We start from the raw sequence: 22,121 nt of genomic DNA on the forward strand, positions 1-22,121 counted from the left end.
TGATCTGTGAATACATTCCAATGTGGGAGGGGGCTTGCCCCCGATAGGGCCCGCAAGGCCACCACAGCACTCAAGCTACCCAATCCCACCTACGCTTAAGTTAGGATGCTGGTTCCAAATTCGAGGTGGTCTCCATGTTCTTCGGCATTCTCCTGATCATCACCTGGCTGATCCTGCTGCTGCGCTACCCGGCCAAAGCGCTGCCGGTGTCCCTCGCGGCCTTGGCGGGCCTGGGTTGCGTGGCCGTTTGGGTGGTGTGGCTGGACAACCGCGAAGCCTCACAATTGGCGCGCCTGGAACTGCGCATTACCTACGCGCCGCAGGACTGCCCAGCCGATCGGCCACTGAAGCTGACCCTGAACAACGGCAACGACGTGCCCCTCACCGAACTGCGCTGGCGCGTCGCCGCCTACGCACCGGGCGACACCGTGAACCTGGCCGACAACGTCTACGCCGCCCCGCGCTATCGCGGCCCCGGCGAGTTGCAGGCCGGCGCCACTTGGGACGATTGCCTGCCCACCCCACCGCTACGCCCCGGCTACCGCGCGCAAACCCTGGAATTTCGTGCCGAGCACCTGCAAGGCAGCTTCGCGGACTGATAAAGGACTGCTCCATGCCCAACGTATTGATCACCGGTTGCTCCAGCGGTATCGGCCGCGCCCTGGCCGAAGCGTTCAAAGCCGCCGGCTATGACGTGCTGGCCAGCGCTCGCCGCAAGGATGATGTGATTGCCCTCAACCAGGCCGGCTTTCATGCCGTGCAGTTGGATGTTAACGATGCCACCGCGCTGAAAGCCCTGGCCGCACACCTGGGCGAGCTGGACGTGCTAATCAATAATGCCGGCTACGGCGCCATGGGCCCGCTGCTCGACGGCGGCACCGAGGCCATGCAGCGCCAGTTCGAAACCAACGTATTTTCCATTGTCGGCGTGACCCAGGCGCTGTTCCCGGCCTTGCGCAAACGCAAGGGTTTGGTGGTGAATATCGGCAGCGTCTCCGGCGTGCTGGTCACGCCGTTCGCCGGTGCTTACTGCGCGTCCAAGGCCGCCGTACATGCGTTGAGCGATGCCCTGCGCATGGAACTGGCGCCCTTTGGCGTGCGCGTCATGGAGGTCCAACCCGGGGCTATCGACACCCACTTCGCCAAAAACGCCGGCGCCCAAGCCGAACTGCTGATCAACGAACAATCGCCCTGGTGGCCGTTGCGCGATGGCATTCGTGCGCGCAGCCAGGCGTCCCAGGACAAACCGACCCCCGCAACCGTGTTCGCGGCCGATGTGCTCAAGGCGGTGCAACAATCGCAACCGCCGCGCCTGTTGCGCTCGGGCAATGGCAGCCGGGCGTTGCCGCTGCTGGCGGCGTTGTTGCCCAAAGGATTATTGGAAACCGTGTTGAAAAAACGCTTTGGTTTAAATGGGAGTTTGTAAATGATCGACTACAGCGACTTTTTCGAAGAAGTAATCCAGACCCACATCGAGATCGAACAATGGTTTGCCGGCGTTGCGCCCGACGCAACCTTGGAAAACCTGCTTGCGCGCTTCTCTCCGGATTTCAGCATGATCGCCCCCGCCACCGGCGCACGGGTGAATGCGGCCGGCGTCAAGGCGCTGTTCACCCGCCTGGGCGGCATGCGCCCTGGCTTGAAAATCACCTTGAGCGAAATGACCGGGGTTGACCGCCACGCGCGCGGCGCCACGGTGACCTATCGCGAACATCAAGTGGACGACAGCGGCACGCAAACCGACCGCCGCGCCACCGTGGTGTTCGAGAAACAGGCCAGTGGTGCGCTGTTGTGGCGGCATTTGCATGAGACCTTCATCAAGGCATAACACAGTCAAATGTGGGAGGGGGATTGCCCCCCACATTTCAATTCTGCGTTTGGTCGACGATCACGGTGCATGTGATCCCCGCCGCCAACAGCACGCCTTGCGGCACTTCATCGATATGAATCCGCACCGGCACCCGCTGGGCCAGGCGTACCCAGTTGAAGGTCGGGTTTACATCAGCGATCAATTCACGGCTTTCGGGGTTGTCGCGGTCGTAGATGCCGCGGGAGATGCTTTCCACATGGCCCTTTAGCGTCTCGCCGCTCATCAGTTGCATATCGGCTTTGTCGCCGACTTTCACATGGGGCAACTTGGTTTCTTCGAAGAAGCCGTAGACCCAGAACGAGTGCATATCCACCACGGCCATCTTGGGCTCGCCGATGCGTGCGTAGTCGCCGCGATGGACGTTGAGGTTAGTGACGTAGCCGTCCACGGCCGCCACGACCTGAGTGCGTTTCAGGTTGAGTTCGGCTGCTTCCAGCTGGGCCTGCGCATGTTGGTAATCGGCCAGGGCCGAGTCGGCAATGTTGCTGGCGTCGTCGCGGTTTTCCTTGGAGATGACCAGAGCGTCCAGATCGGCGCGGCGGTGGGCGTTGACCTTGCGCATTTCCCAGGTGGCTTTGCGCGAGGCGACCAGCGCCTGGGCCTGTTTGACCGCGATGCGATAGTGCTCCGGGTCGATCTGCATCAGCAGGTCGCCCTTTTTTACCAACTGGTTGTCGCGCACCGGCACGTCGACCACTTCACCGGTGACGTCGGCGGCGACATTGATGATGTCGGCGCGCACGCGGCCATCGCGGGTCCAAGGGGTTTGCATGTAGTGCACCCACAATGTGTGGCCAATCCAGATCGCCAGGGCCAGTACCAGCAAGGTGGCAAGCAGGCTGAAAAACTTTTTCATCAGTGCATTCTCAACGGTAGACGCTCAGCGCCAGGGCGCCGAACAGGCAAACGAACAGGCTCAGGCGCAGCAACGCCGGATGCCAGAAAAACCGGTACAGGTCGAAGCCGGCCAGGAAGCGATCCAGGCCCCACGCCAGCACTGCGGCAATCAGGAACATCAGGGTCATGGTCGGCATATAAATGCCGTGGAACGCGATTTCACGGGGCATGCGGGGCTCCTTTGAGGGCCGCCAGGGGTGATTGCGGGTCCAGCAATGAGGTGCGGATAAAGTGCAGGTAGCTTTTCACCCGGCGCAGGGCCGAGGTATCGAAGTGCGGGGCGAAGGGTTCGTCGGTGGCCTGCACGCGGCTGATCGCATGGTCGACCGCAACCAGCCCGCGCTCCAGGTTGCTCGCGCTAGGTTGCAGAAACAGCCGCACCAGCGAGCGCCCCATCACGCGGATCGCCTGGCGCCACGGCTGGGATTCGGCGTACGCCGGGTGCACCGGCAGGATCGCCTGTTCCTTGCGCAACTCAATGATCGCGTGGCCGACCTCCAGCACCACAAACATCCAGCGCAGCAAGTTGCGCTGCACTTGCGGCTGGCCGACGGCGAGGCCATAAGCCTGGTGCAACAGGTCGCGGGTACGGCTCTCGAAACTGGAGGCCAGGCCCTTGAGCTTGCCGCTGATGGCATACACCACCTGTTCGCGCAGGTCCTGCTCCAGGCGGCGCCACAACCAGCGGCTGTTGGGCGGCAGGATAATCGCCCCCGCCGCCGCACACACCAGCATGCCGATGATCATGGCGATGTAGTCGTTGATAAAGGTGTAAGGGTTGTAGACCGTGAGGTTGTCCGGCACCGAGCCGGTGCTGAAAAAGATCAGCAGGCCCACACCGACACCCGCGTATTGCGGGCGTGAGGCAAGGAATGCGCCCAGGATGATCACCGGTGCGAGCATCACGCACAGCAACGGGAAGCCATCGATCCAGGGGAACACGAAGAACATTTCGACGAAGCCCACCAGGGCACCGATCAAGGTACCGCAGGCCATCTGGAACGCCATGCGCTTGGGATTGGGCGTGGCGGCGGACAGGCCGACGGTGGCCGCTGCGATCATCGTCATCGTTGCGCCGCTGGGCCAGGCGGTGGCCACCCAGTAGCTGCCCAGCACGATCAGGATGAACGACGCACGAATCCCCGAAGCGGCGCAGGCCAGCCAGTTGGTTTTCGGCGTGTAGGGTTCGTCCCAGTCTTCCCGCGCATGGCTGTGCTCGGCCAGGGAGGCGTGGGTTTGCGCGTAGTTGTGCAGGTCGTCGACAAAGCGGTACAGCAACTCATAGGCGGTGTGAAAATCCAGCTGTTCGGCGTCGCTGGGGTTGCCCTCCTGAAAGCGCGCCCGCAGGCTGCGCACCGTGGCCGGCAAGCTGTCCTTGTAGGCGCTGAGCTGGTTGACCAGCCGCGCAGCATCGGGGCTGGTGAGGGCGCGGCCAGAGAAACCGTCGAGCACTTCGGCGAGGTCTTGCAGGCCCGGTTTGATCGCGGCCACCACATGGTCGGCGGCATCGGTGCGCAGGCGCTCAAGCAACTGGTGCAAGGCGTTGAAGCGGGTGGTGATACTCATGAATTCGCTGTTGAGGCGACTGAGGCGACCGTTGCGCCGACGCATGTGCGGGTCTTCGAACACCGTGATACTGCGCAGCCCCTCCAGGCCCACGGCTTCGGCGATGAAGCGCACGTTGCTGGCCTCGAAGCCGTCGCGCTGGCTGCGCCCGCGCAGGCCATCGGTGACGAACAGCGCGAACACGCCAAAGCGTTGGTAGAGCGCGTTGCGCATGGCGGCGCTGGAGGTCTGCGGCAGGATCGCGGCACTGACCAGGGTCGAGCAGATGATCCCCAAAGAGATCTCCAGCACACGCCAGACTGCCGCCATAAAGGCGCCGTCCGGATGCGCCAGGGCCGGCAGGCCGACCATCGCGGCGGTATACCCGGCCAACACAAACCCGTAGGCGCGAAAGTTGCGGTTGCGCGTGGCGCCAGCGGTGCAAATGCCAACCCAGATCGCCAGCGCACCGAGAAACAGCTCGGTGTTCTGCGCAAACAGGGCGATCAACAAGACCATCACCGCCGACCCCGCCAGGGTGCCGAGGAAGCGGTAAAAACTCTTGGCAAACACCTGGCCGCTCTGCGGCTGCATCACGATAAATACCGTGATCATCGCGGTGCGCGGTTGCGGCAGCTCCAGACGCATGGCCAGCCATAGCGTAAGGAACGCCGCGATCAGCACTTTGAAGATGTATACCCAGGTCACGCCGTCACTGCGTGCCCAATCGAAGAAACCACGGCGCCACTCAAGGGAACGCAGCCAGCGCAGCGGTGCAGGCAAGGGAGTCATCGCAACCTACTCAGTGATCGAACGCGGCCAGCGCCGCCGGGGTCTTGCTCGGAACGGTCTTGGCGGGTGCAGGCACGTCGTCGCCGGCACCGAGGCCACCGCCCAGGGCGGTCACCAGTTCGGCATGGGCGCTCAGGCGCGCGGCCTGCACTTGCTGCTCGATCTGTTGCTGGCGAAACAGCAGGGTCTGGGCGTTGAGCACGTTGAGGTAGTCAGTGAGGCCGCGCTGATAGGCGATCATCGCGATGTCGTAGGTTTTCTGCGCCGAGGCCACCGACTGCGCGGCGAAGGTCTGCTGCTTGTCCATGGACTCGCGACGGATCAACTGGTCGCTGATGCCCTTGAGCGCATTGACCAGAGCCTGGTTGTAGCGTGCCACCGCGATGTCATAGCCGGCGCTGGCTTCGCCCAGTTGCGCGCGCAGGCGGCCGCCGTCGAAGATCGGCAGCGTGATGGCCGGGCCGACGCTGTAGTTGAATTTTTTGCCGGCCAAAAATTCCAGCATGCCGCCGCCGGTGGCCATATAACCGAGGCTGCCGACCAGATCGACGTTGGGGTAGAAACCGGCATGGGCCACATCGATGCCCCGCGCCTGCGCTGCCACTTGCCAGCGACTGGCAACCACATCCGGGCGTTGGCCAAGCAGTTGCGCAGGGACGCTCGACGGCAACTTGAGCGGCGCGGCCAGGGACAGGCTCGGCCGCCGCAACTGCGCGCCCTGCCCCGGCCCCATGCCCGCCAGCGCCGCCAATTGGTTACGGCTCAGGGCGATGGCTTCGTCCAGCTCATCCAGTTGTCGATGGGTTTCCGGCAACGGCGATTCGGCCTGGCTCACGTCCAAATGCGTGCCGATCCCGGCATTGAGGCGTTTGTTGGCCAGGTCGAGGATCTGCTGTTGCTGGGCCAATGTGGCGGCGACAATATCGCGGTTGGCGTAGTGCAACGACAATTGGATATAGGCGCGTACCACGTTGTTTTGCAGTTCGAGTTGGGCTTGACGCGCTTCGGCGGCGCTCATATGCGCCAGGTCCACCGCGCGCTCGGTGGCGTTGCTTTCGCGACCCCACAGGTCCAGGGCATAGCTCAAGCCCAGGGACGTATCGTTGTCCCAGGTGTTGGCACCGCTCAGCTCGCCAGGGCCGTAGAACTGATCCTTGGGCCAATTGTGACGTTTGAGGGTGGTATCGCTGTTGACCTGCAGCGCTTCGGCCGACTCGGCCAATCCGGCCATGGCCCGCGCCTCACGCACTCGCGCCGCCGCCATGGCCAGGCTTGGGCTGTGCTGCGTGGCGAGGTCGACCCAGTGGTCCAGTTGCGGGTCGCCGTAGGCTTGCCACCACTGCACAGTGGGCCAGTGGGCGTCTTGCGCGGCGTGCTGGATCGCCTCGTCGGTGGCCAGTTGATTGGCATCGAGGGCGTGGCCTTGTGGGGCGATTCCTCCGGTTCCGATGCAGCCGCTGATTGCTAACGATAAAGCCCAAACACTGAGAGTCTTCAGCTCTCTGCTGATGCGACGCGGCACGGCAAGCGAATTCCTGAGATGGGTGAAGCGGGAGAGGTGGCGCAATTCTAGGGCGCGCGGGGGATGTCGATAAGCGGGCATTCCTGTGAATCTTTGTTACCGTTCAGGCGATAATCCATTGGTAGGGATCACTGTACTGCGTAACTTTCTGTCACAATTTGCCATCTCCCTTGAGAAGCCCCTATGGACACTTTGCAAAACATGCGCGCCTTCAGTTGCGTGGCCGAAGCGGGCAGCTTCACCGCCGCCGCCGCCCAACTGGACACCACCACTGCCAACGTCTCGCGCGCGGTCTCCAACCTTGAGGCCCATCTGCAAACCCGCTTGCTCAACCGCACCACCCGTCGCATTGCCCTCACCGAGGCGGGTAAACGCTACCTGCTGCGCTGTGAACAGATCCTCGCTTATGTCGAGGAAGCCGAAGCCGAGGCCAGCGACGCCCACGCCCGTCCCGCCGGGCAACTCAAAGTGCACACCATGACCGGCATCGGCCAGCATTTCGTGATCGATGCCATTGCCCGCTACCGCCGCACGCACCCGGACGTTACCTTCGACCTGACTCTGGCCAACCGCGTGCCGGACCTGCTCGACGAGGGCTACGACGTGTCCATCGTGCTGGCCAGCGAATTGCCGGATTCGGGTTTCGTATCCCAGCGCCTGGGAATTACCTACAGCATCGCCTGCGCTTCGCCGGACTACGTCAAGACCAAAGGTTGCGCACAGCGCCCCCAGGACTTGCTCAACCACGCGTGCCTGCGCCTGGTCAGCCCGGTGATCCAGCTGGACAAATGGACGTTCAATGGCCCCGAAGGCCAGGAAAGCGTGGCGATCAACACCTCGCCGTTCCTGGTGAACTCGGCCGACGCGATGAAAACCGCCATCACCAGCGGCATGGGCGTCGGCCTGCTGCCGGTGTACGCCGCCATCGAAGGCCTGCGTAACGGCACGCTGGTACGGGTCATGCCCAACTACCGCTCCCAAGAGCTGAACCTGTACGCCATCTACCCATCGCGCCAATACCTGGATGCGAAGATCAAGACCTGGGTGGAATACCTGCGCGGCTCGCTGCCGGAGATTCTGGCGGCTCATCAGGCCGAATTGGTGGCGTATGAATTAAGCGGCAGCTTGGGTGGGGTGCGGTTGGCTAATTGATCGCCAACAAACAACCCATCGGGGCCTGTGCTCAGATTGGTTCGGCGGTGTCCTGACAACCGCCGGCAGGAATGTTAGCGTGCTTGGCATTCTTTCGTAGTCGATGAGCCCCGCCTGCCATGAAAAAGACTGTCCTCGCCTTCAGCCGCATCACCGCGCCGATGATCGAACGCCTGCAACAGGATTTCGAAGTCATCGCGCCTAACCCCAAGCTGGGGGATATTAATGCGCAGTTCGCTGAAGCCCTGCCCCACGCCCACGGCCTGATCGGCGTGGGTCGCAAGCTGGGCCGCGCGCAGCTCGAAGGCGCGGCCAAGCTGGAGGTGGTATCGAGCGTGTCGGTGGGCTACGACAATTACGATGTGCCGTACCTCACCGAGCGTGGAATCATGCTCACCAACACCCCCGACGTACTGACCGAAAGCACCGCCGACCTGGCCTTCGCCCTGCTGATGAGCAGTGCGCGACGCGTGGCCGAGCTGGACGCCTGGACCAAGGCCGGGCACTGGAAGGCTAGTGTCGGCGCGCCGTTGTTCGGCTGCGATGTGCATGGCAAGACCCTGGGCATCGTCGGCATGGGCAATATCGGCGCGGCGGTCGCGCGGCGCGGGCGTCTGGGTTTCAACATGCCGATCCTGTACAGCGGCAACAGCCGCAAACCGGCGCTGGAACAGGAGCTGGGCGCGCAGTTTCGCAGTCTCGACCAGTTGCTGGCCGAAGCGGATTTCGTCTGCCTGGTGGTGCCGTTGAGCGACAAGACCCGGCACCTGATCAGCACCCGCGAGCTGGGGCTGATGAAGCCCAGCGCCATCCTCGTGAACATTTCCCGCGGCCCGGTGGTGGACGAGCCGGCGCTGATCCATGCCTTGCAGAACCACATCATTCGCGGCGCGGGGCTGGACGTCTACGAACAGGAACCTTTGGCCGAGTCGCCGCTGTTTCAACTGAGCAATGCCGTGACCCTGCCGCACATCGGCTCGGCCACCACCGAAACTCGCGAAGCCATGGCCAACCGCGCCCTGGACAACCTGCGCAGCGCCCTGCTCGGGCACAGGCCCCAGGACCTGGTGAACCCGCAGGTGTGGAAGGGCTAAAGCCTGGGCCGCGGAGGTCGATAACCTTCCATAGATCGTCCTCCGTGATTCACAGAAGGTTTTTATGCCTACCTCCAAAGCCCGCGCAGACTCACTCTCGCTTCTGCTCTTTACCTTGCGCAGCGGCAAGCTGATGGCCATCAACCTGCTGAAAGTCAGCGAAATCATCCCTTGCCCGCCGCTGACCAAATTGCCGGAGTCCCATCCTCACGTTAAAGGCATCGCCACCCTGCGCGGTTCCTCACTGTCGGTGATCGACCTGAGCCGCGCCCTCGGCGAGATGCCGCTGGAAGATCCGAACGGTGGCTGCCTGATCGTCACCGATGTGAGCCGTTCCAAGCAGGGCCTGCATGTGCAGGCGGTGAGCAAGATCGTGCACTGCCTGACCACCGATATCCGCCCGCCGCCCTACGGCTCAGGCGGCAACCGCGCGTTTATCACCGGGGTGACCCAGGTGGAAGGCGGCCTGGTGCAGGTGCTCGACATCGAAAAAGTGATCCACGGCATTGCCCCCGCGCCGATTGAAACCGCACCCACCGACCTGACCATGGAAGAAGCCGAAGTGCTTGGCCATGCGCGGATTCTGGTGGTGGATGACAGCCAAGTGGCGTTGCAGCAGTCGGTGCACACCCTGCGCAACCTCGGCCTGACCTGCCACACCGCGCGCAGTGCCAAGGAAGCCATCGACGTACTGCTTGAACTGCAAGGCACCGGCGAAGAGATCAACGTGGTGGTATCGGACATCGAGATGTCCGAAATGGACGGTTACGCCCTGACCCGCACTCTGCGCGAAACCCCGGATTTCCAGCACCTCTATGTGCTGCTGCACACCTCCCTGGACAGCGCCATGAACAGCGAAAAAGCACGCCTGGCCGGGGCTAACGCGGTGCTGACCAAGTTTTCCTCCCCAGAACTGACCAAGTGCCTGGTGGTCGCCGCTCAGACCGTAGCGCAACAAGGCCGCTGATCGATGGTTGAGTATTTCCAACTGCTACGCCGCCCGCTCGGCGGCAGCCTGCCCGCCCCGCAGTGGCCGGCCGGTACGCAGCTGGATCATTACCGAGAAGAACTGGCGCCGGCGATTCATGCGGTTCTGCGCATGACCCAGGACCAAGGCGGCGGCCGCGTGCCCGACCTACCCACCTGGCAGGCTCAGTTCACCACCGATGCCGAGTTCGACCCCACCCTGTGTCTGGTGGCCAGCAACCCGTCGGGCGTTCTCGGCGTGGCGCAATGCTGGACCAGCGCGTTTATCAAGAACCTCTCCGTGCATCCCTGCGCTCAAGGCCAAGGACTGGGACGGGCGTTGTTGCTGCATGCGTTCCAGGTGTTCAAGCAGCGCGGCGAACCCTACGTGGACCTCAAAGTGCTGGAAAGCAACCTGCGCGCCCGACGGCTGTATGAAAGCGCGGGCATGGGCTTCGTGCTGCGCGACGTGGTTGATCGCGAGTGACTGGCGCATAACTTGCTTCCAGAGTCGCACAACGGCGAACAGAGGTAAAAACCCGTCACCGTTGCCGCGTGCCCTCTGACCTAGCCTGGTAACAGATCCGCCATGAATACCCATTTTTCCTGCGTCGGTTGTGGCAAATGCTGCTCCGACCACCATGTCCCGCTGACCCTCGACGAAGCCCGTATGTGGGCGGCCGACGGCGGAAATGTCATCGTTCTGGTGGAAGGCTTTCTCGGCAACGGCCTGGGCCTGCCCGCCCATCAACGCGAGCATGCCGAACGGCGGTCGGTGGTGGTTCCCAGCGGCACTGCCGAAGCATTTGTGGCCATCACGTTTGCCGCCTATAACGCCGGACGCTGCCGGAATCTTGACGAAGACAACCTATGCCGCATTTATGAACGGCGCCCGCTGGTGTGTCGCATCTACCCGATGGAGATCAACCCGCATATCCCGTTGAACCCTGCCGCCAAAGAATGCCCGCCGGAGTCCTGGGAACAGGGGCCGGCATTGATCGTCGGTGGTCAATTGGTGGATCGGGAATTGGCGCAGTTGATTGAACGCTCCCGTCAGGCCGACCGCGACGACGTGCAGACCAAGGAAGCGGTGTGTGCACTGCTGGGCATTCGCACCACCGCGCTCAAGGGCGATGGGTTCACGGCTTACTTGCCGGACATGGGCGCGTTTGCCCAGGCGATCGAACAGGCGACGCAGCAACCAAAAGTGGCAAGTGACTGGGTGTTTCATGTGTCTGGGCTGGACATCGCCGAACAGGTGCTGGATGCCGGCGCGCAGATTGCGACCGAGGTGCCGGCCAACTACGCGTTTATCCCGTTGCGGGCGGCGTAAGTCGCTGCGCCCCTCGGCTGCTCACATACTAGCCGTCATGCCCGATGGGCGGGGCATCGAGGCGGTAGGGTTGAACGATGCGCTGGTACTCGCCGTTGTGCATAAGCTGCTCAAGGGCGCGGTTGAGTGCTTGGCGCAACGCGGTATCCGGTTTGCGCACCGCAATCGCCACGCCGTCGCCCAATAGCTCGGCGGAAACGGGTGGGCCTAGAAAGTCAAAAGCCTGGCCCTCGGGGGTATCGAGTAAAGCCTCGCGAATTTCCACGGTGCCTTGCAAGGTTGCATCGATATCCCCCGCCACAAGGCTGCGGACCAGTTCGTCATTGAGCCAGAAGCTTTTGACGATCACGCCTTTGGGCGCCCATTTCGAGCGGGCGAAGGCTTCACGGTTACTGCCCAACAGCACGCCGACACGCTTGCCCTTGAGCGAGCGGGCAGAGGGCTGCAAGCCGGAGGTTTTGCGCGCCACCAGGCGGGTGGTAAAGGGATAGAGAAGATCGGTGAAGTTCGCCCAACGTCGCCGTTTGGAAGTGGGGGCGATGCCCATGATTGCGTCAAAGTGGCGTGCATCCAACGCGCTGAAGTCTTCGACCTGCACTTGGTCGACCCAGGTGCAGCGCACATTCAATTGCACGCACAAGGCATTGCCCAACTCGATGTTCAAGCCGACCAGTTGCCCTTGCGGGTTGCGACTCTGGAACGGGGGGAATTGTGCGGCAACGGCGAAACGGATTTCGTCACGCGGTTGATCAGCGGCTGCCACGGCATCCACCGACAGCAACAGGGCAAGCGCTACACACAGGTGTATCAAAGCCACGGGAAACATCCTTTTCCGGAAAGACCAACCTCACCATCCCTGCGCGGTAACCCTGGGGCATGGCAGAAGCTGGCAAGCTTTCTGGAAACGGATGTCATCCTACAAGCAGAAATATCAGCAGTATTTGTAGGCAAACGCCATAACTAACCGACCGACTTTATTCTCAGCGTTTACCCATGGAGCGCCGAGTGCCCGGCGGGGCCATGCCCGGGGTTTTGGTGTGGCCGTTCTTGGCGCCGTTCTTATACCAAGGCTGTGCGGCGTTCTTGGCTCCGGCGAGCTCACCCGGCTTGAAGGGAAACTTGAACGCCGGGATCTCGGCCTTTTCAACGCCTTCGGCGCTGGCCGGATCGGCGAGGTCGGCCGCTTCAACAGGGGATTGTGTCGGGGAATTCATGGAAGCTCCGGAGCATGCAAAAAATGAAGCGAAGCCGGCTTGCGGGCTTCGCTGGCGCGCAGTATACCTGCCCGCCTCGGATCTTTAACCACCGCCTGTACGAATGGTCGGCGTTTGCTGACAGCGCTGTCAGTTAGCAGTCACCTTGCTGACCGGGTTGGCGGGCTATAAAGACGGCCAACCCTTTCACTCCTCTGTCCCGGCGCCTCAGCCCATGCACATTCAGCGAAAAACCGCCCTGATCGCGGTTGTCCTCGTGGTATCCGCGATTGCCCTCTGGGCCGTGACCCGCCCGGCTAAGCTCCGGCTGGCGGCGCCCAGCGCGATCCCGGTACGGGTGGTGAACGTGACGCAGCAGGACGTGCCTCGGTTTGTCAGCGGCATCGGCACGGTGTTGTCGCTGCACAGTGTGGTAGTGCGCCCGCAGGTGGACGGTATTCTCACCCGATTGCTGGTCAAGGAAGGCCAGTGGGTCAAGGCCGGCGACCTGCTGGCTACCCTGGATGACCGCTCGATTCGCGCCAGCCTCGACCAGGCCAGGGCGCAGTTGGGCGAGAGCCAGGCGCAGTTGCAGGTGGCGCTGGTCAACCTCAAGCGCTACAAGGCGTTGAGTGTCGATGACGGCGTGTCCAAGCAGACCTATGACCAGCAGCAAGCCCTGGTCAACCAGCTCAAGGCCACCGCCCAGGGCAACCAGGCGGCGATTGATTCGGCTCAAGTGCAGCTTTCCTACACGCAGATTCGTTCGCCGGTCAGTGGCCGAGTCGGTATTCGCACAGTGGATGAAGGCAACTTCTTGCGCAGCAGCGATGCCCTGGGCCTGTTTTCCGTGACGCAGATCGACCCGATCGCTGTGGAATTTTCCCTGCCGCAGCAGATGCTGCCGACCCTGCAAGGCCTGATCGCCGCGCCGGAAAAAGCCAGTGTCGACGCCTATCTGGGCGCCGACACCGACGGCCAGACTGGCGATTTACTGGGCCGTGGCCACCTGAGCCTGATCGACAACCAGATCAACTCCACCACCGGCACCCTGCGCGCCAAGGCCGAGTTCAGTAACCCCGCCCAGCGCCTGTGGCCGGGGCAACTGGTGACCATCAAAATCCAGACCGCCCTCGACAAAAATGCCCTGGTAGTGCCGCCGACCGTGGTGCAGCGCGGCCTGGATTCGCACTTTGTGTACCGGGTCAACGGTGACAAGGTCGAGGTGGTACCAGTGCAGGTCACCTATCAGAACAGCGACCTCAGCCTGATCCAGGGTGTGCAGGCCGGGGATGTGCTGGTCAGCGATGGTCAGTCGCGGCTCAAGGCCGGCGCCCGGGTCGAGGTGCTCAAAGAGCCGCCCCAGGTGATCCAGACCGTCGACGCCACGGTGCAGCCATGAACGGCAGCCGCTCTCCGTCGGCCTGGTGTGTCGACCATCCGGTCGCCACCTTGCTGCTGACCTTCGCCCTGGTGCTGCTCGGGCTGATTGCCTTCCCGCGCCTGGCTATCGCGCCACTGCCGGAGGCGGAATTTCCAACAATTCAGGTCAGCGCCCAGTTGCCCGGCGCCAGCCCCGACACCATGGCCTCGTCCGTGGCCACGCCGTTGGAAGTGCAATTCAGCGCGATCCCCGGCGTGACCCAGATGACCTCCAGCAGCGCCTTGGGCTCCACCCTGCTGACCCTGCAATTTACCCTCGACAAAAGCATCGACACTGCCGCCCAGGAAGTGCAGGCCGCGATCAACACCGCGTCCGGCAAGCTGCCCAGCGATATGCCGAGCTTGCCGACCTGGAAGAAGGTCAACCCGGCGGACAGCCCGGTGCTGATCCTCAGCGTCAGCTCCGACAGCATGCCCAGCACCGAACTGAGCGACTACGTGGAAACCCTCCTGGCCCGACAGATCAGCCAGATCGACGGCGTCGGCCAAATCAACATCACCGGTCAGCAACGTCCTGCGATCCGCGTGCAAGCCTCCCCCGACAAACTCGCGGCCATCGGCCTGACCCTCGCCGATATCCGCCTGGCCATCCAGCAGTCGAGCCTGAACCTGGCCAAGGGCGCGATCTACGGCGATAACAGCGTATCGACCCTGTCGACCAACGATCAGTTGTTTCATCCCGAGGACTACGCACGGTTGATCGTGTCCTACAAGGACGGCGCGCCGGTGCAATTGCGCGATATCGCCAAGGTCATCAATGGTTCGGAAAACGCCTACGTGCAGGCCTGGTCCGGGGATACACCCGGGGTAAACCTGGTGATCTCACGCCAGCCCGGCGCGAATATCGTCGAGACCGTGGACCGCATCCAGGCGCAGTTGCCGCGCCTGCAAGCCATGCTGCCAGCGTCGGTGCAGGTCAGTGTGCTGAGCGACCGCACCAAGACCATCCGCGCCTCGCTGCATGAAGTGGAAGTGACCTTGCTGATCGCGGTCCTGCTGGTGGTGGCGGTGATGGCGTTGTTCCTGCGCCAACTGTCGGCCACGCTGATTGTGTCCAGCGTGCTCGGCGTGTCGTTGATCGCCAGTTTTGCCCTGATGTACCTGATGGGCTTCAGCCTGAACAACCTGACCCTGGTGGCCATCGTGATCGCCGTGGGCTTTGTGGTGGACGATGCCATCGTGGTGGTGGAAAACATCCACCGCCATTTGGAGGCCGGCCTCGATCAACGCGCGGCGGCGATCAAGGGTGCCGGCGAGATCGGCTTTACGGTGGTGTCCATCAGTTTTTCGCTGGTGGCGGCGTTTATCCCGCTGCTGTTCATGGGCGGCGTGGTCGGACGCCTGTTCAAGGAGTTCGCGCTCACTGCCACCTCGACCATCCTGATTTCGGTGGTGGTGTCCCTGACCCTGGCACCGACCCTGGCCGCGTTATTCATGCGCGCGCCCAGTCATCACGCCCATGCCAAACCCGGTTTCAGCGAGCGCCTGCTGGCCGGCTATGCGCGTAACCTGCGAAGGGCCCTGGCTCATCAGCGCAGCATGCTGGCGATGTTCGGGGTGACTCTCGCGTTGGCCGTGGTCGGTTACGTGTTTATTCCCAAAGGGTTCTTCCCGGTGCAGGACACCGGCTTCGTGCTCGGCACCAGCGAGGCGGCGGCCGATGTGTCGTTCCCGGACATGGTCGCCAAGCACAAAGCGCTGGCCGAGATCATCAAGGACGACCCGGCGGTGCAGGCGTTCTCCCACGCGGTTGGGGTGACCGGCAGCAACCAGACCATCGCCAACGGCCGGTTCTGGATCGCCTTGAAAGATCGCGGGTCGCGTGATGTATCGGCCAGCCAGTTTATCGACCGCGTCCGCGCGAAACTGGCCAAGGTGCCGGGCATCGTGCTGTACCTGCGCGCCGGCCAGGACATCAACCTCAGCTCCGGCCCCAGCCGCGCCCAATATCAATATGTGCTCAAGAGCAACGACGGCCCGACGCTCAACACCTGGACCCAGCGCCTCACCGAAAAACTGCGCGCCAACCCGGCCTTTCGCGATCTGTCCAATGACCTGCAACTGGGCGGCAGCATCACCCACATCAGCATCGACCGGCAGGCCGCCGCGCGGTTCGGTCTGACCGCCACCGATGTGGATCAAGCACTGTATGACGCCTTCGGCCAGCGCCAGATCAACGAATTCCAGACGGAGATCAACCAATACCAAGTGGTGCTGGAGCTGGACCGCCAACAACGCGGCAAGGCCGAGAGCCTGAACTACTTTTACCTGCGCTCGCCGCTGACCAACGAGATGGTGCCGCTATCGGCCTTGGCCAAGGTCGACCCACCGACCGTGGGGCCGTTGTCCATCAGCCATGACGGCATGTTCCCGGCCGCCAACCTGTCCTTCAACCTGGCACCCGGTGTGGCGCTGGGGGATGCGGTGATCATGCTCGACCAGGCCAAGGCCGAGATCGGCATGCCCAGCACCCTCATCGGCACCTTCCAGGGCGCGGCCCAGGCGTTCCAAAGTTCACTGGCCAGCCAGCCATGGCTGATCCTCGCGGCGCTGGTGGCGGTGTACATCATCCTGGGGGTGCTGTACGAAAGCTTCGTGCATCCGCTGACGATCATCTCGACCCTGCCTTCGGCGGGCCTCGGCGCGCTGATCATGCTGACCTTGATGGGCCAGGACTTTTCGATCATGGCGTTGATCGGCCTGGTGCTGCTGATCGGCATCGTGAAAAAGAACGGCATCCTGATGATCGACTTCGCCCTGGAGGCTCAGCGCGTGCGCGGGCTGACGCCCCAGGAAGCGATTTATGAAGCCTGCGTCACGCGGTTCCGGCCGATCATCATGACCACCCTCGCCGCCCTGCTCGGCGCGGTGCCGCTGATGCTCGGTGCCGGGCCAGGTGCGGAGCTGCGCCAACCGCTGGGTATCGCAGTGGTCGGCGGGCTGCTGGTGAGCCAGGCGCTGACCCTGTTCACCACGCCGGTCATATACTTGTACCTCGAAAAAATTTTCCATCGGCCCACACCAGCGCCCGCGCTGGCGACCACAGAATGAGGCGGGGTCATGCGCGTCCTGATTATCGAAGATGAAGAGAAAACCGCGGACTACCTGCATCGCGGTCTGACGGAGCAAGGCTACACCGTGGATGTCGCGCGCGACGGCGTCGAGGGCTTGCACCTGGCCCTGGAGAATGATTACGCAGTGATTGTGCTCGACGTGATGCTGCCCGGCCTCGATGGCTTTGGTGTGCTGCGCGCCTTGCGTGCTCGCAAGCAGACCCCGGTGATCATGCTCACCGCCCGCGAGCGCGTGGAAGACCGCATCCGTGGCCTGCGCGAAGGCGCCGACGATTACTTGGGCAAACCGTTTTCGTTTCTCGAACTGGTGGCACGCCTGCAAGCCTTGACGCGTCGCAGCGGCGGGCATGAGCCGGTGCAGGTGACGGTCGCCGACCTGTGGATCGACCTGATCAGCCGCAAGGCCAGTCGCAACGGCGTGCGCCTGGACCTCACCGCCAAAGAGTTCTCGCTGCTCAGTGTATTGGCGCGCCGCCAGGGCGAGATCCTGTCCAAGACCGCCATCGCGGAGATGGTCTGGGACATCAATTTCGACAGCGATGCCAACGTGGTCGAGGTGGCGATCAAGCGTCTGCGCGCCAAGCTCGACGGCCCGTTCGAACACAAACTGCTGCACACCATCCGTGGCATGGGCTATGTGCTGGAGAACCGCAGTGCCGGCTAATTCCATTGCGCTGCGCCTGAGCGGCATGTTCACCCTGGTTGCGGCGCTGATCTTCCTGTTGATCGGCGGTGCGCTGTACCAACAAGTGGATCGCGGCCTGGGCCTGTTGCCGGGGGCCGAATTGGACGCGCGCTACAGCGTGCTCGAATCCTCGGTGAACCGCTTCGGCACGCCGGACCACTGGGCCAAGATCACCAACAAACTCAAGCTGCTGAGCGAAGAAGACAAGCGCATTCACTTCTGGGTAGTCAGCAACGACCCGGCCTACGAATACGGCAATCCCGACACGCAGATCCGCGCCTTCGCCGCCGGCCCCACCGGTAAGCGCGACCTGCATCTGCCCGGCCATCGCTACCCGCTTAAAGTGCTGGTCAGCCAGTTCCCGGCCAAGGACCAGCGCCCGCCGCTGCGCTTTATGATCGCCGTCGACACCGAAAACTTTCGCGCCACCCAGCATCAGTTGCTGGTGGCGTTGGTCAGCCTGGCGCTGGTGGGCGTGTTGCTGGCGGCGTTGCTGGGGTTCTGGGTCTCGCGCATTGGCCTCAAGCCGTTGGGCAAACTCTCGGAAGAAGCGCAGAAACTGGCACCGCCCAAGCTCTCCGGGCGCCTGCAGTTATCGCCGTTGCCGCCGGAACTCAGTCAGTTCGTCAACTCGTTCAATGCCACCCTCGACCGCGTGGAACAGGCATATTCGCGCCTGGAATCGTTCAATGCCGACGTGGCCCACGAACTGCGCTCGCCGCTGACCAACCTGATCGGCCAGACCCAGGTGGCCCTCACACGCGGACGCTCGGCCGAGCATTATCTGGAGGTGTTGCAATCGAACCTGGAAGAGTTGGAACGCCTGCGCTCGATCGTCAATGACATGTTGTTCCTGGCCAGCGCCGATCAGGGCACCAAGGCCACCAAACTGGTTGAAAGCTCACTGGCCGACGAGGTGGCAACCACCCTCGATTACTTGGACTTCATCCTCGAAGACGCCCAGGTGCAAGTGCGGGTCCACGGCGACGCCCAGGTACAGATCGAAAAAGCCCACCTGCGCCGTGCGCTGATCAACTTGTTGAGTAACGCCGTGCAACACACCGCGCCAGGTCAGGTGATCGACGTAGCTATCGAGGTGCAGGCGCAGCAGGTGGCAATCGCCGTGACCAACCCGGGCGAAACAATCGCCAGTGAACACCTGCCACGGTTGTTCGAGCGCTTCTATCGGGTCGACGCCTCGCGGCGTAACAGCGGGGCGAATCACGGGTTGGGGCTGGCCATCGTCAAAGCGATTGCGCTGATGCACGGCGGGGATGTGTTTGTGCGCAGCGACACCGGTGGCAATACTTTCGGTATCACCCTACCGCTCTAAGTGCGTGACTGTTGCGGTTTGGGCAACAGTCATTATCTTGTTACACTCTGTTTCGCAGTGCTCCCCTGCGTTAATTTGACGCATCGATGAGCGCGACGGCAAAGACAGCTGACCCGCTTACCCGAATTTCCCTCGACTTATTTCCAGGGCTCTACGCTGGGAATCTGTCTTAAAGCCGCTGACCTTCAGCGGCTTTTTTTTGCCGTCAAAAAGGCCGGGCATCCCCCACGACACCGGCCGTTTACGATTGACCCAAAGGAGCTTTACTGGTGAAGAACTCACTGACGTTCACCCCGTTATTTCTCGCGATTGCAGCAACGATTATCCCCCTAGCCCACGCAGCAGAAAGCCTCCCCGCCGACGGTTTCGTCGAAGGTTCACACCTTAGAATCGACACCCGTAATTACTATATGAACCGCGACCGTCGCGACATCCACACCGACGACAGCAAGGAATGGGGCCAGGGTTTTATCGGCACCTTCGAATCGGGCTACACCCAGGGCACCGTCGGTTTCGGCCTGGACGCTCACGCCATGCTGGGCCTCAAGCTCGACGGCGGTGGTGGCACCGATGGTTCCAGCATCCTTCCCTATGGTAGCGACAGCGGCAGCGGCAAGGCCCCCGGTTCGTTCTCCACGGCCGGCGGCACCCTGAAAATGCGCGCCTTCGACACCGAACTCAAAGCCGGTGACCTGTTCCTCAATAACCCGGTGATTGCCGGTGGCATGACCCGCATGCTGCCGCAGACTTTCCGTGGCGTCAGCCTGAGCAACCATAGCCTGGACGGCTGGATGTTCGAGGGCGGCCAAGCCAGCTTCACCAAGCTCTACAACCAGAGCGGCCATCGGCGCATCGGCGCCAGCTACGGCGCCTTGCCCGATAACCGCAGCAGTCAACACCTGGATTGGGCCGGCGTGTCGTTCAGCGGTGTGCCGGGGGTGACCAGCAATCTCTATGCATCCGAACTCAAGGACGTCTGGCACCAGTACTACTACGACCTGGACTACACCTACGCCCTCAACGACCTGGTCACCCTCAACCCGGGCCTGCACTACTACCACACCCAGGACACCGGCCAATCCCTGTTGGGGGATATCGACAACAACACCTGGAGCCTGCATTTGACCGTGGGCGTAGGCAACCATAGCGTGACCGCCGCCTACCAGCGGGTTAACGGCAATACGCCGTTTGACTACATCACCCAGGGCGACAGCGTGTACCTGGATAACTCCCAGCAATACTCGGACTTCAATGGCCCGAATGAACGCTCGTGGAAGCTCAAGTACGCCTATGATTTTGTCGGCCTCGGTATGCCCGGCCTGACCACGGCGGTGTCCTACATCAGCGGCAAGACCGACTTGACCCAGGTCGACCCGCAAAGCCGTGGCTACAGCGCCTGGTACAGCGCCGACGGTAAGGGCGCCAAGCACTGGGAGCGGGATATCGATTTGAAGTATGTGGTGCAAGGCGGCCAGGCCAAGGATCTGGCCGTGCGCCTGCAATGGGCGACCCACCGTGGCAGCAACGGCTACTCGGCAGTGGACCGCGATGTGGATGAATACCGGGTGATCGTCGATTATCCGATTGATGTGTTCTGAGGCGCCGATCTTTCTTTATTAGCCGAGTATCCAATTTTCATCGGGTAGAACTAAACTGCCAGCATCCACACCGCTAAAGTTCTGCCCGATGAGTCCACGCCGTGCTCGCCACCCTTCCGCACACCCGCAATTGTTGCTCCTTCTGGGCAGCGGCCTCACCGTCGTCCTGATCGTCATTATCGTCGCGGCGTTATTGATCCGCGAACACACCAGCACGCTACAGGCTGCCAAGCGCTCGTCCACCAATATCGCCCAGCTGATCAACGCCGATGTGCTGCGCAACGTCGAGCTGTACGACCTGGCCCTCAAGGGGCTGATAGCCGCCAGGCAGCGCGAGGACCTGACCAAGGTCGACGCCACTATCCAACACCTGGTGCAATTCGATTTATCCACCGCCGCGCCCTTTAAAGGCGAGGTGCTGATGCTGGATGCCAATGGCACCGTGATCGCGGATTCCTCGACCCTGCGGCCCACCCCGCGCAATTTCGCTGATCGCGATTATTTCCAGGTGCATCTGAAGGACCCGCAGGCCGGTTTGTATATCAGCCGGGCCTTCCAGACCCGTTGCGACTGCGACCAAGTGTGGCGCATAGCATTCAGTCGGCGCGTATCGGGGCCCAATGGCGAGTTCGCCGGCGTTGCAGTGGCGACCATGCGCCTGGCGTATTTCGATCAATTGTTCAGCACCCTGGCCATCGGCAACGGTAGCAGCGTCAACCTACTCAATACCCACGGCATCCTGCTGGCCCAACAGCCGCTGCTCGAAAGCGACATGATTAACAAGGATTTGAGCGAGCGACCGAACTTCAAGCGCATGTTGCGCGAAGGCAATGGCAGCTTCCAGGCAACCTCGACCATCACCGGCAAGGACCGGCTGTACACCTTCACTACCGTGGGCACACTGCCACTGATCGTAGTGGTGGCGCTGTCTCGCGAGGATGTGTTCGCCCCCTGGAAACGCGCCGCACTGCTGACCAGCGGCGCGACCGGCATTCTGTGCGTCGGGTTGTTGTGGCTGGCCTGGATGCTGCGTCGCGAGCTGCGACGTCGCTATCGCGCCGAACGGGTGCTGTCAGAACTGGCAGCCACGGATGCCCTGACCGGACTGGCCAACCGTCGCATCCTCGACGAGCGCCTGCGCCAGGAATGGGATCGCGCCCAGCGCTCGACCGAGCCACTGACCCTGCTGATGATCGACGTGGATCACTTCAAGGCGTTCAACGACCGCCACGGTCATAGCGGCGGCGACGAGGCCCTGCGCACCGTGGCCCAAGTGATCGCCGGCAATATACGCCGCCCCGCCGACCTCGCCGCCCGCTATGGCGGCGAGGAATTCGCGGTGGTGCTGCCCCATACTGATGCCGCAGGCGCCATGGTCATCGCCGAGCACATCCGCAGCAGCGTCGAACACTTGCCACGGGTGGCGGGTAGCGAGCGGCCGATCACCGTGAGCATCGGCATGAGCACCTGGGATAAACGCAACCGCCAATCCCTGGAAGCGCTGCTGCTCAGTGCGGACCAGGCGTTGTATGAGGCCAAGCACAGTGGGCGCAATTGCATCGTGGATGCCGGTGCACCGCCAACCGAGGCCCACACCCCACAGGAATCGGCATAGGGGACGGCC

The 22,121-nt window shown here is 62.6% G+C and carries 20 protein-coding genes; 14 read left to right on the top strand and 6 right to left on the bottom strand.

The genetic code is table 11. From position 1 onward, the window contains the following. Window positions 1-134 precede the first annotated feature (134 nt). From YA0848_RS33530 to YA0848_RS33540, 3 genes are read left to right on the top strand one after another with little or no spacing between them, the layout of a single operon-like run. Window positions 135-599, top strand: coding sequence for a hypothetical protein (locus YA0848_RS33530; protein ID WP_040267327.1), 465 nt, complete (start codon window positions 135-137; stop codon window positions 597-599). 14 nt (window positions 600-613) lie between these two features. After that, window positions 614-1,426, top strand: a complete 813-nt coding sequence (locus tag YA0848_RS33535) for an SDR family oxidoreductase (RefSeq protein ID WP_169902779.1) — start codon at window positions 614-616, stop codon at window positions 1,424-1,426. Beyond that, window positions 1,427-1,828 carry a nuclear transport factor 2 family protein gene (locus tag YA0848_RS33540; protein WP_034095986.1) on the top strand — a complete coding sequence of 134 codons (402 nt, stop codon included), beginning with the start codon at window positions 1,427-1,429 and terminating at the stop codon, window positions 1,826-1,828. A 37-nt stretch (window positions 1,829-1,865) separates the two neighbouring features. On the opposite strand, the gene YA0848_RS33545 is transcribed toward YA0848_RS33540, so the two are convergent. The 4 genes from YA0848_RS33545 to YA0848_RS33560 are packed head-to-tail and all read right to left on the bottom strand — an operon-like array spanning window position 1,866 to window position 6,626. After that, window positions 1,866-2,726, bottom strand: coding sequence for an efflux RND transporter periplasmic adaptor subunit (locus tag YA0848_RS33545; protein ID WP_034095985.1), 861 nt, complete (start codon window positions 2,724-2,726; stop codon window positions 1,866-1,868). 10 nt (window positions 2,727-2,736) lie between these two features. Further along, window positions 2,737-2,937, bottom strand: coding sequence for a DUF1656 domain-containing protein (locus YA0848_RS33550; protein ID WP_034095984.1), 201 nt, complete (start codon window positions 2,935-2,937; stop codon window positions 2,737-2,739). After that, complete coding sequence (locus YA0848_RS33555) at window positions 2,927-5,104, bottom strand: FUSC family protein (protein ID WP_034095983.1); 2,178 nt, start codon at window positions 5,102-5,104, stop codon at window positions 2,927-2,929. Before YA0848_RS33555 ends, YA0848_RS33550 begins: the two co-directional genes overlap by 11 nt. A 10-nt stretch (window positions 5,105-5,114) precedes the next feature. After that, window positions 5,115-6,626 (bottom strand): efflux transporter outer membrane subunit, encoded by a 1,512-nt coding sequence (locus tag YA0848_RS33560; RefSeq protein WP_169902781.1) that lies wholly within the window; start codon window positions 6,624-6,626, stop codon window positions 5,115-5,117. A gap of 183 nt (window positions 6,627-6,809) precedes the next feature. Here YA0848_RS33560 and YA0848_RS33565 point away from each other — a divergent pair, with 183 nt between their 5' ends. The 5 genes from YA0848_RS33565 (at window position 6,810) to YA0848_RS33585 (ending at window position 11,171) form a co-directional block, all read left to right on the top strand. Beyond that, complete coding sequence (locus tag YA0848_RS33565) at window positions 6,810-7,778, top strand: LysR family transcriptional regulator (RefSeq protein ID WP_034095981.1); 969 nt, start codon at window positions 6,810-6,812, stop codon at window positions 7,776-7,778. A gap of 119 nt (window positions 7,779-7,897) precedes the next feature. Further along, entirely contained in the window at window positions 7,898-8,872 is a 975-nt protein-coding gene (locus YA0848_RS33570; RefSeq protein WP_034111823.1) for a 2-hydroxyacid dehydrogenase, read from the top strand. A gap of 64 nt (window positions 8,873-8,936) precedes the next feature. Next, the gene (locus tag YA0848_RS33575) at window positions 8,937-9,839 is read left to right on the top strand and encodes a chemotaxis protein CheV (protein ID WP_034111821.1); all 903 of its coding nucleotides are present in this window, start codon (window positions 8,937-8,939) and stop codon (window positions 9,837-9,839) included. Between the two features lie 3 nt (window positions 9,840-9,842). Further along, window positions 9,843-10,325 carry a GNAT family N-acetyltransferase gene (locus YA0848_RS33580; RefSeq protein ID WP_034111819.1) on the top strand — a complete coding sequence of 161 codons (483 nt, stop codon included), beginning with the start codon at window positions 9,843-9,845 and terminating at the stop codon, window positions 10,323-10,325. 102 nt (window positions 10,326-10,427) lie between these two features. Then, a complete protein-coding gene (locus YA0848_RS33585; RefSeq protein ID WP_034095977.1) occupies window positions 10,428-11,171 on the top strand; it encodes a YkgJ family cysteine cluster protein in 744 nt (247 codons plus the stop codon). Window positions 11,172-11,199: 28 nt separating this feature from the next. On the opposite strand, the gene YA0848_RS33590 is transcribed toward YA0848_RS33585, so the two are convergent. Beyond that, the gene (locus tag YA0848_RS33590; RefSeq protein WP_034095976.1) at window positions 11,200-11,988 is read right to left on the bottom strand and encodes a transporter substrate-binding domain-containing protein; all 789 of its coding nucleotides are present in this window, start codon (window positions 11,986-11,988) and stop codon (window positions 11,200-11,202) included. A 163-nt stretch (window positions 11,989-12,151) separates the two neighbouring features. Further along, window positions 12,152-12,385 carry a hypothetical protein gene (locus YA0848_RS33595; protein ID WP_034111815.1) on the bottom strand — a complete coding sequence of 78 codons (234 nt, stop codon included), beginning with the start codon at window positions 12,383-12,385 and terminating at the stop codon, window positions 12,152-12,154. A 214-nt stretch (window positions 12,386-12,599) separates the two neighbouring features. Between YA0848_RS33595 and YA0848_RS33600 the strand changes: the two genes are divergently transcribed. The 6 genes from YA0848_RS33600 to YA0848_RS33625 all read left to right on the top strand — a co-directional run bounded on the left by YA0848_RS33600 (window position 12,600) and on the right by YA0848_RS33625 (window position 22,112). Beyond that, window positions 12,600-13,766 carry an efflux RND transporter periplasmic adaptor subunit gene (locus YA0848_RS33600; RefSeq protein WP_169902783.1) on the top strand — a complete coding sequence of 389 codons (1,167 nt, stop codon included), beginning with the start codon at window positions 12,600-12,602 and terminating at the stop codon, window positions 13,764-13,766. Next, a complete protein-coding gene (locus YA0848_RS33605; protein ID WP_169902785.1) occupies window positions 13,763-16,858 on the top strand; it encodes a multidrug efflux RND transporter permease subunit in 3,096 nt (1,031 codons plus the stop codon). Before YA0848_RS33600 ends, YA0848_RS33605 begins: the two co-directional genes overlap by 4 nt. Before the next feature lie 9 nt (window positions 16,859-16,867). Further along, window positions 16,868-17,545, top strand: coding sequence for a heavy metal response regulator transcription factor (locus YA0848_RS33610; RefSeq protein WP_034095972.1), 678 nt, complete (start codon window positions 16,868-16,870; stop codon window positions 17,543-17,545). Further along, window positions 17,535-18,899, top strand: a complete 1,365-nt coding sequence (locus YA0848_RS33615) for a heavy metal sensor histidine kinase (RefSeq protein ID WP_184315963.1) — start codon at window positions 17,535-17,537, stop codon at window positions 18,897-18,899. Before YA0848_RS33610 ends, YA0848_RS33615 begins: the two co-directional genes overlap by 11 nt. A 269-nt stretch (window positions 18,900-19,168) precedes the next feature. Next, entirely contained in the window at window positions 19,169-20,497 is a 1,329-nt protein-coding gene (locus YA0848_RS33620) for an OprD family porin (RefSeq protein ID WP_169902789.1), read from the top strand. A gap of 88 nt (window positions 20,498-20,585) precedes the next feature. Next, a complete protein-coding gene (locus YA0848_RS33625; RefSeq protein ID WP_198712237.1) occupies window positions 20,586-22,112 on the top strand; it encodes a sensor domain-containing diguanylate cyclase in 1,527 nt (508 codons plus the stop codon). The last annotated feature ends 9 nt before the right edge of the window (window positions 22,113-22,121 follow it).

The sequence above is a fragment of the Pseudomonas sp. S4_EA_1b genome (assembly GCF_016307435.1).
GTDB classification, from domain to species: domain Bacteria; phylum Pseudomonadota; class Gammaproteobacteria; order Pseudomonadales; family Pseudomonadaceae; genus Aquipseudomonas; species Aquipseudomonas rhodesiae.

What these genes read in the sequence shown, in the direction of transcription:
- YA0848_RS33530 (WP_040267327.1), top strand. Translation starts at nt 135, where the DNA reads ATGTTCTTCGGCATTCTCCTGATCATCACCTGGCTGATCCTGCTGCTG.
- YA0848_RS33535 (WP_169902779.1), top strand. Translation starts at nt 614, where the DNA reads ATGCCCAACGTATTGATCACCGGTTGCTCCAGCGGTATCGGCCGCGCC.
- YA0848_RS33540 (WP_034095986.1), top strand. Translation starts at nt 1,427, where the DNA reads ATGATCGACTACAGCGACTTTTTCGAAGAAGTAATCCAGACCCACATC.
- YA0848_RS33545 (WP_034095985.1), bottom strand. Translation starts at nt 2,726, where the DNA reads ATGAAAAAGTTTTTCAGCCTGCTTGCCACCTTGCTGGTACTGGCCCTG.
- YA0848_RS33550 (WP_034095984.1), bottom strand. Translation starts at nt 2,937, where the DNA reads ATGCCCCGTGAAATCGCGTTCCACGGCATTTATATGCCGACCATGACC.
- YA0848_RS33555 (WP_034095983.1), bottom strand. Translation starts at nt 5,104, where the DNA reads ATGACTCCCTTGCCTGCACCGCTGCGCTGGCTGCGTTCCCTTGAGTGG.
- YA0848_RS33565 (WP_034095981.1), top strand. Translation starts at nt 6,810, where the DNA reads ATGGACACTTTGCAAAACATGCGCGCCTTCAGTTGCGTGGCCGAAGCG.
- YA0848_RS33570 (WP_034111823.1), top strand. Translation starts at nt 7,898, where the DNA reads ATGAAAAAGACTGTCCTCGCCTTCAGCCGCATCACCGCGCCGATGATC.
- YA0848_RS33575 (WP_034111821.1), top strand. Translation starts at nt 8,937, where the DNA reads ATGCCTACCTCCAAAGCCCGCGCAGACTCACTCTCGCTTCTGCTCTTT.
- YA0848_RS33580 (WP_034111819.1), top strand. Translation starts at nt 9,843, where the DNA reads ATGGTTGAGTATTTCCAACTGCTACGCCGCCCGCTCGGCGGCAGCCTG.
- YA0848_RS33585 (WP_034095977.1), top strand. Translation starts at nt 10,428, where the DNA reads ATGAATACCCATTTTTCCTGCGTCGGTTGTGGCAAATGCTGCTCCGAC.
- YA0848_RS33595 (WP_034111815.1), bottom strand. Translation starts at nt 12,385, where the DNA reads ATGAATTCCCCGACACAATCCCCTGTTGAAGCGGCCGACCTCGCCGAT.
- YA0848_RS33600 (WP_169902783.1), top strand. Translation starts at nt 12,600, where the DNA reads ATGCACATTCAGCGAAAAACCGCCCTGATCGCGGTTGTCCTCGTGGTA.
- YA0848_RS33605 (WP_169902785.1), top strand. Translation starts at nt 13,763, where the DNA reads ATGAACGGCAGCCGCTCTCCGTCGGCCTGGTGTGTCGACCATCCGGTC.
- YA0848_RS33610 (WP_034095972.1), top strand. Translation starts at nt 16,868, where the DNA reads ATGCGCGTCCTGATTATCGAAGATGAAGAGAAAACCGCGGACTACCTG.
- YA0848_RS33625 (WP_198712237.1), top strand. Translation starts at nt 20,586, where the DNA reads ATGAGTCCACGCCGTGCTCGCCACCCTTCCGCACACCCGCAATTGTTG.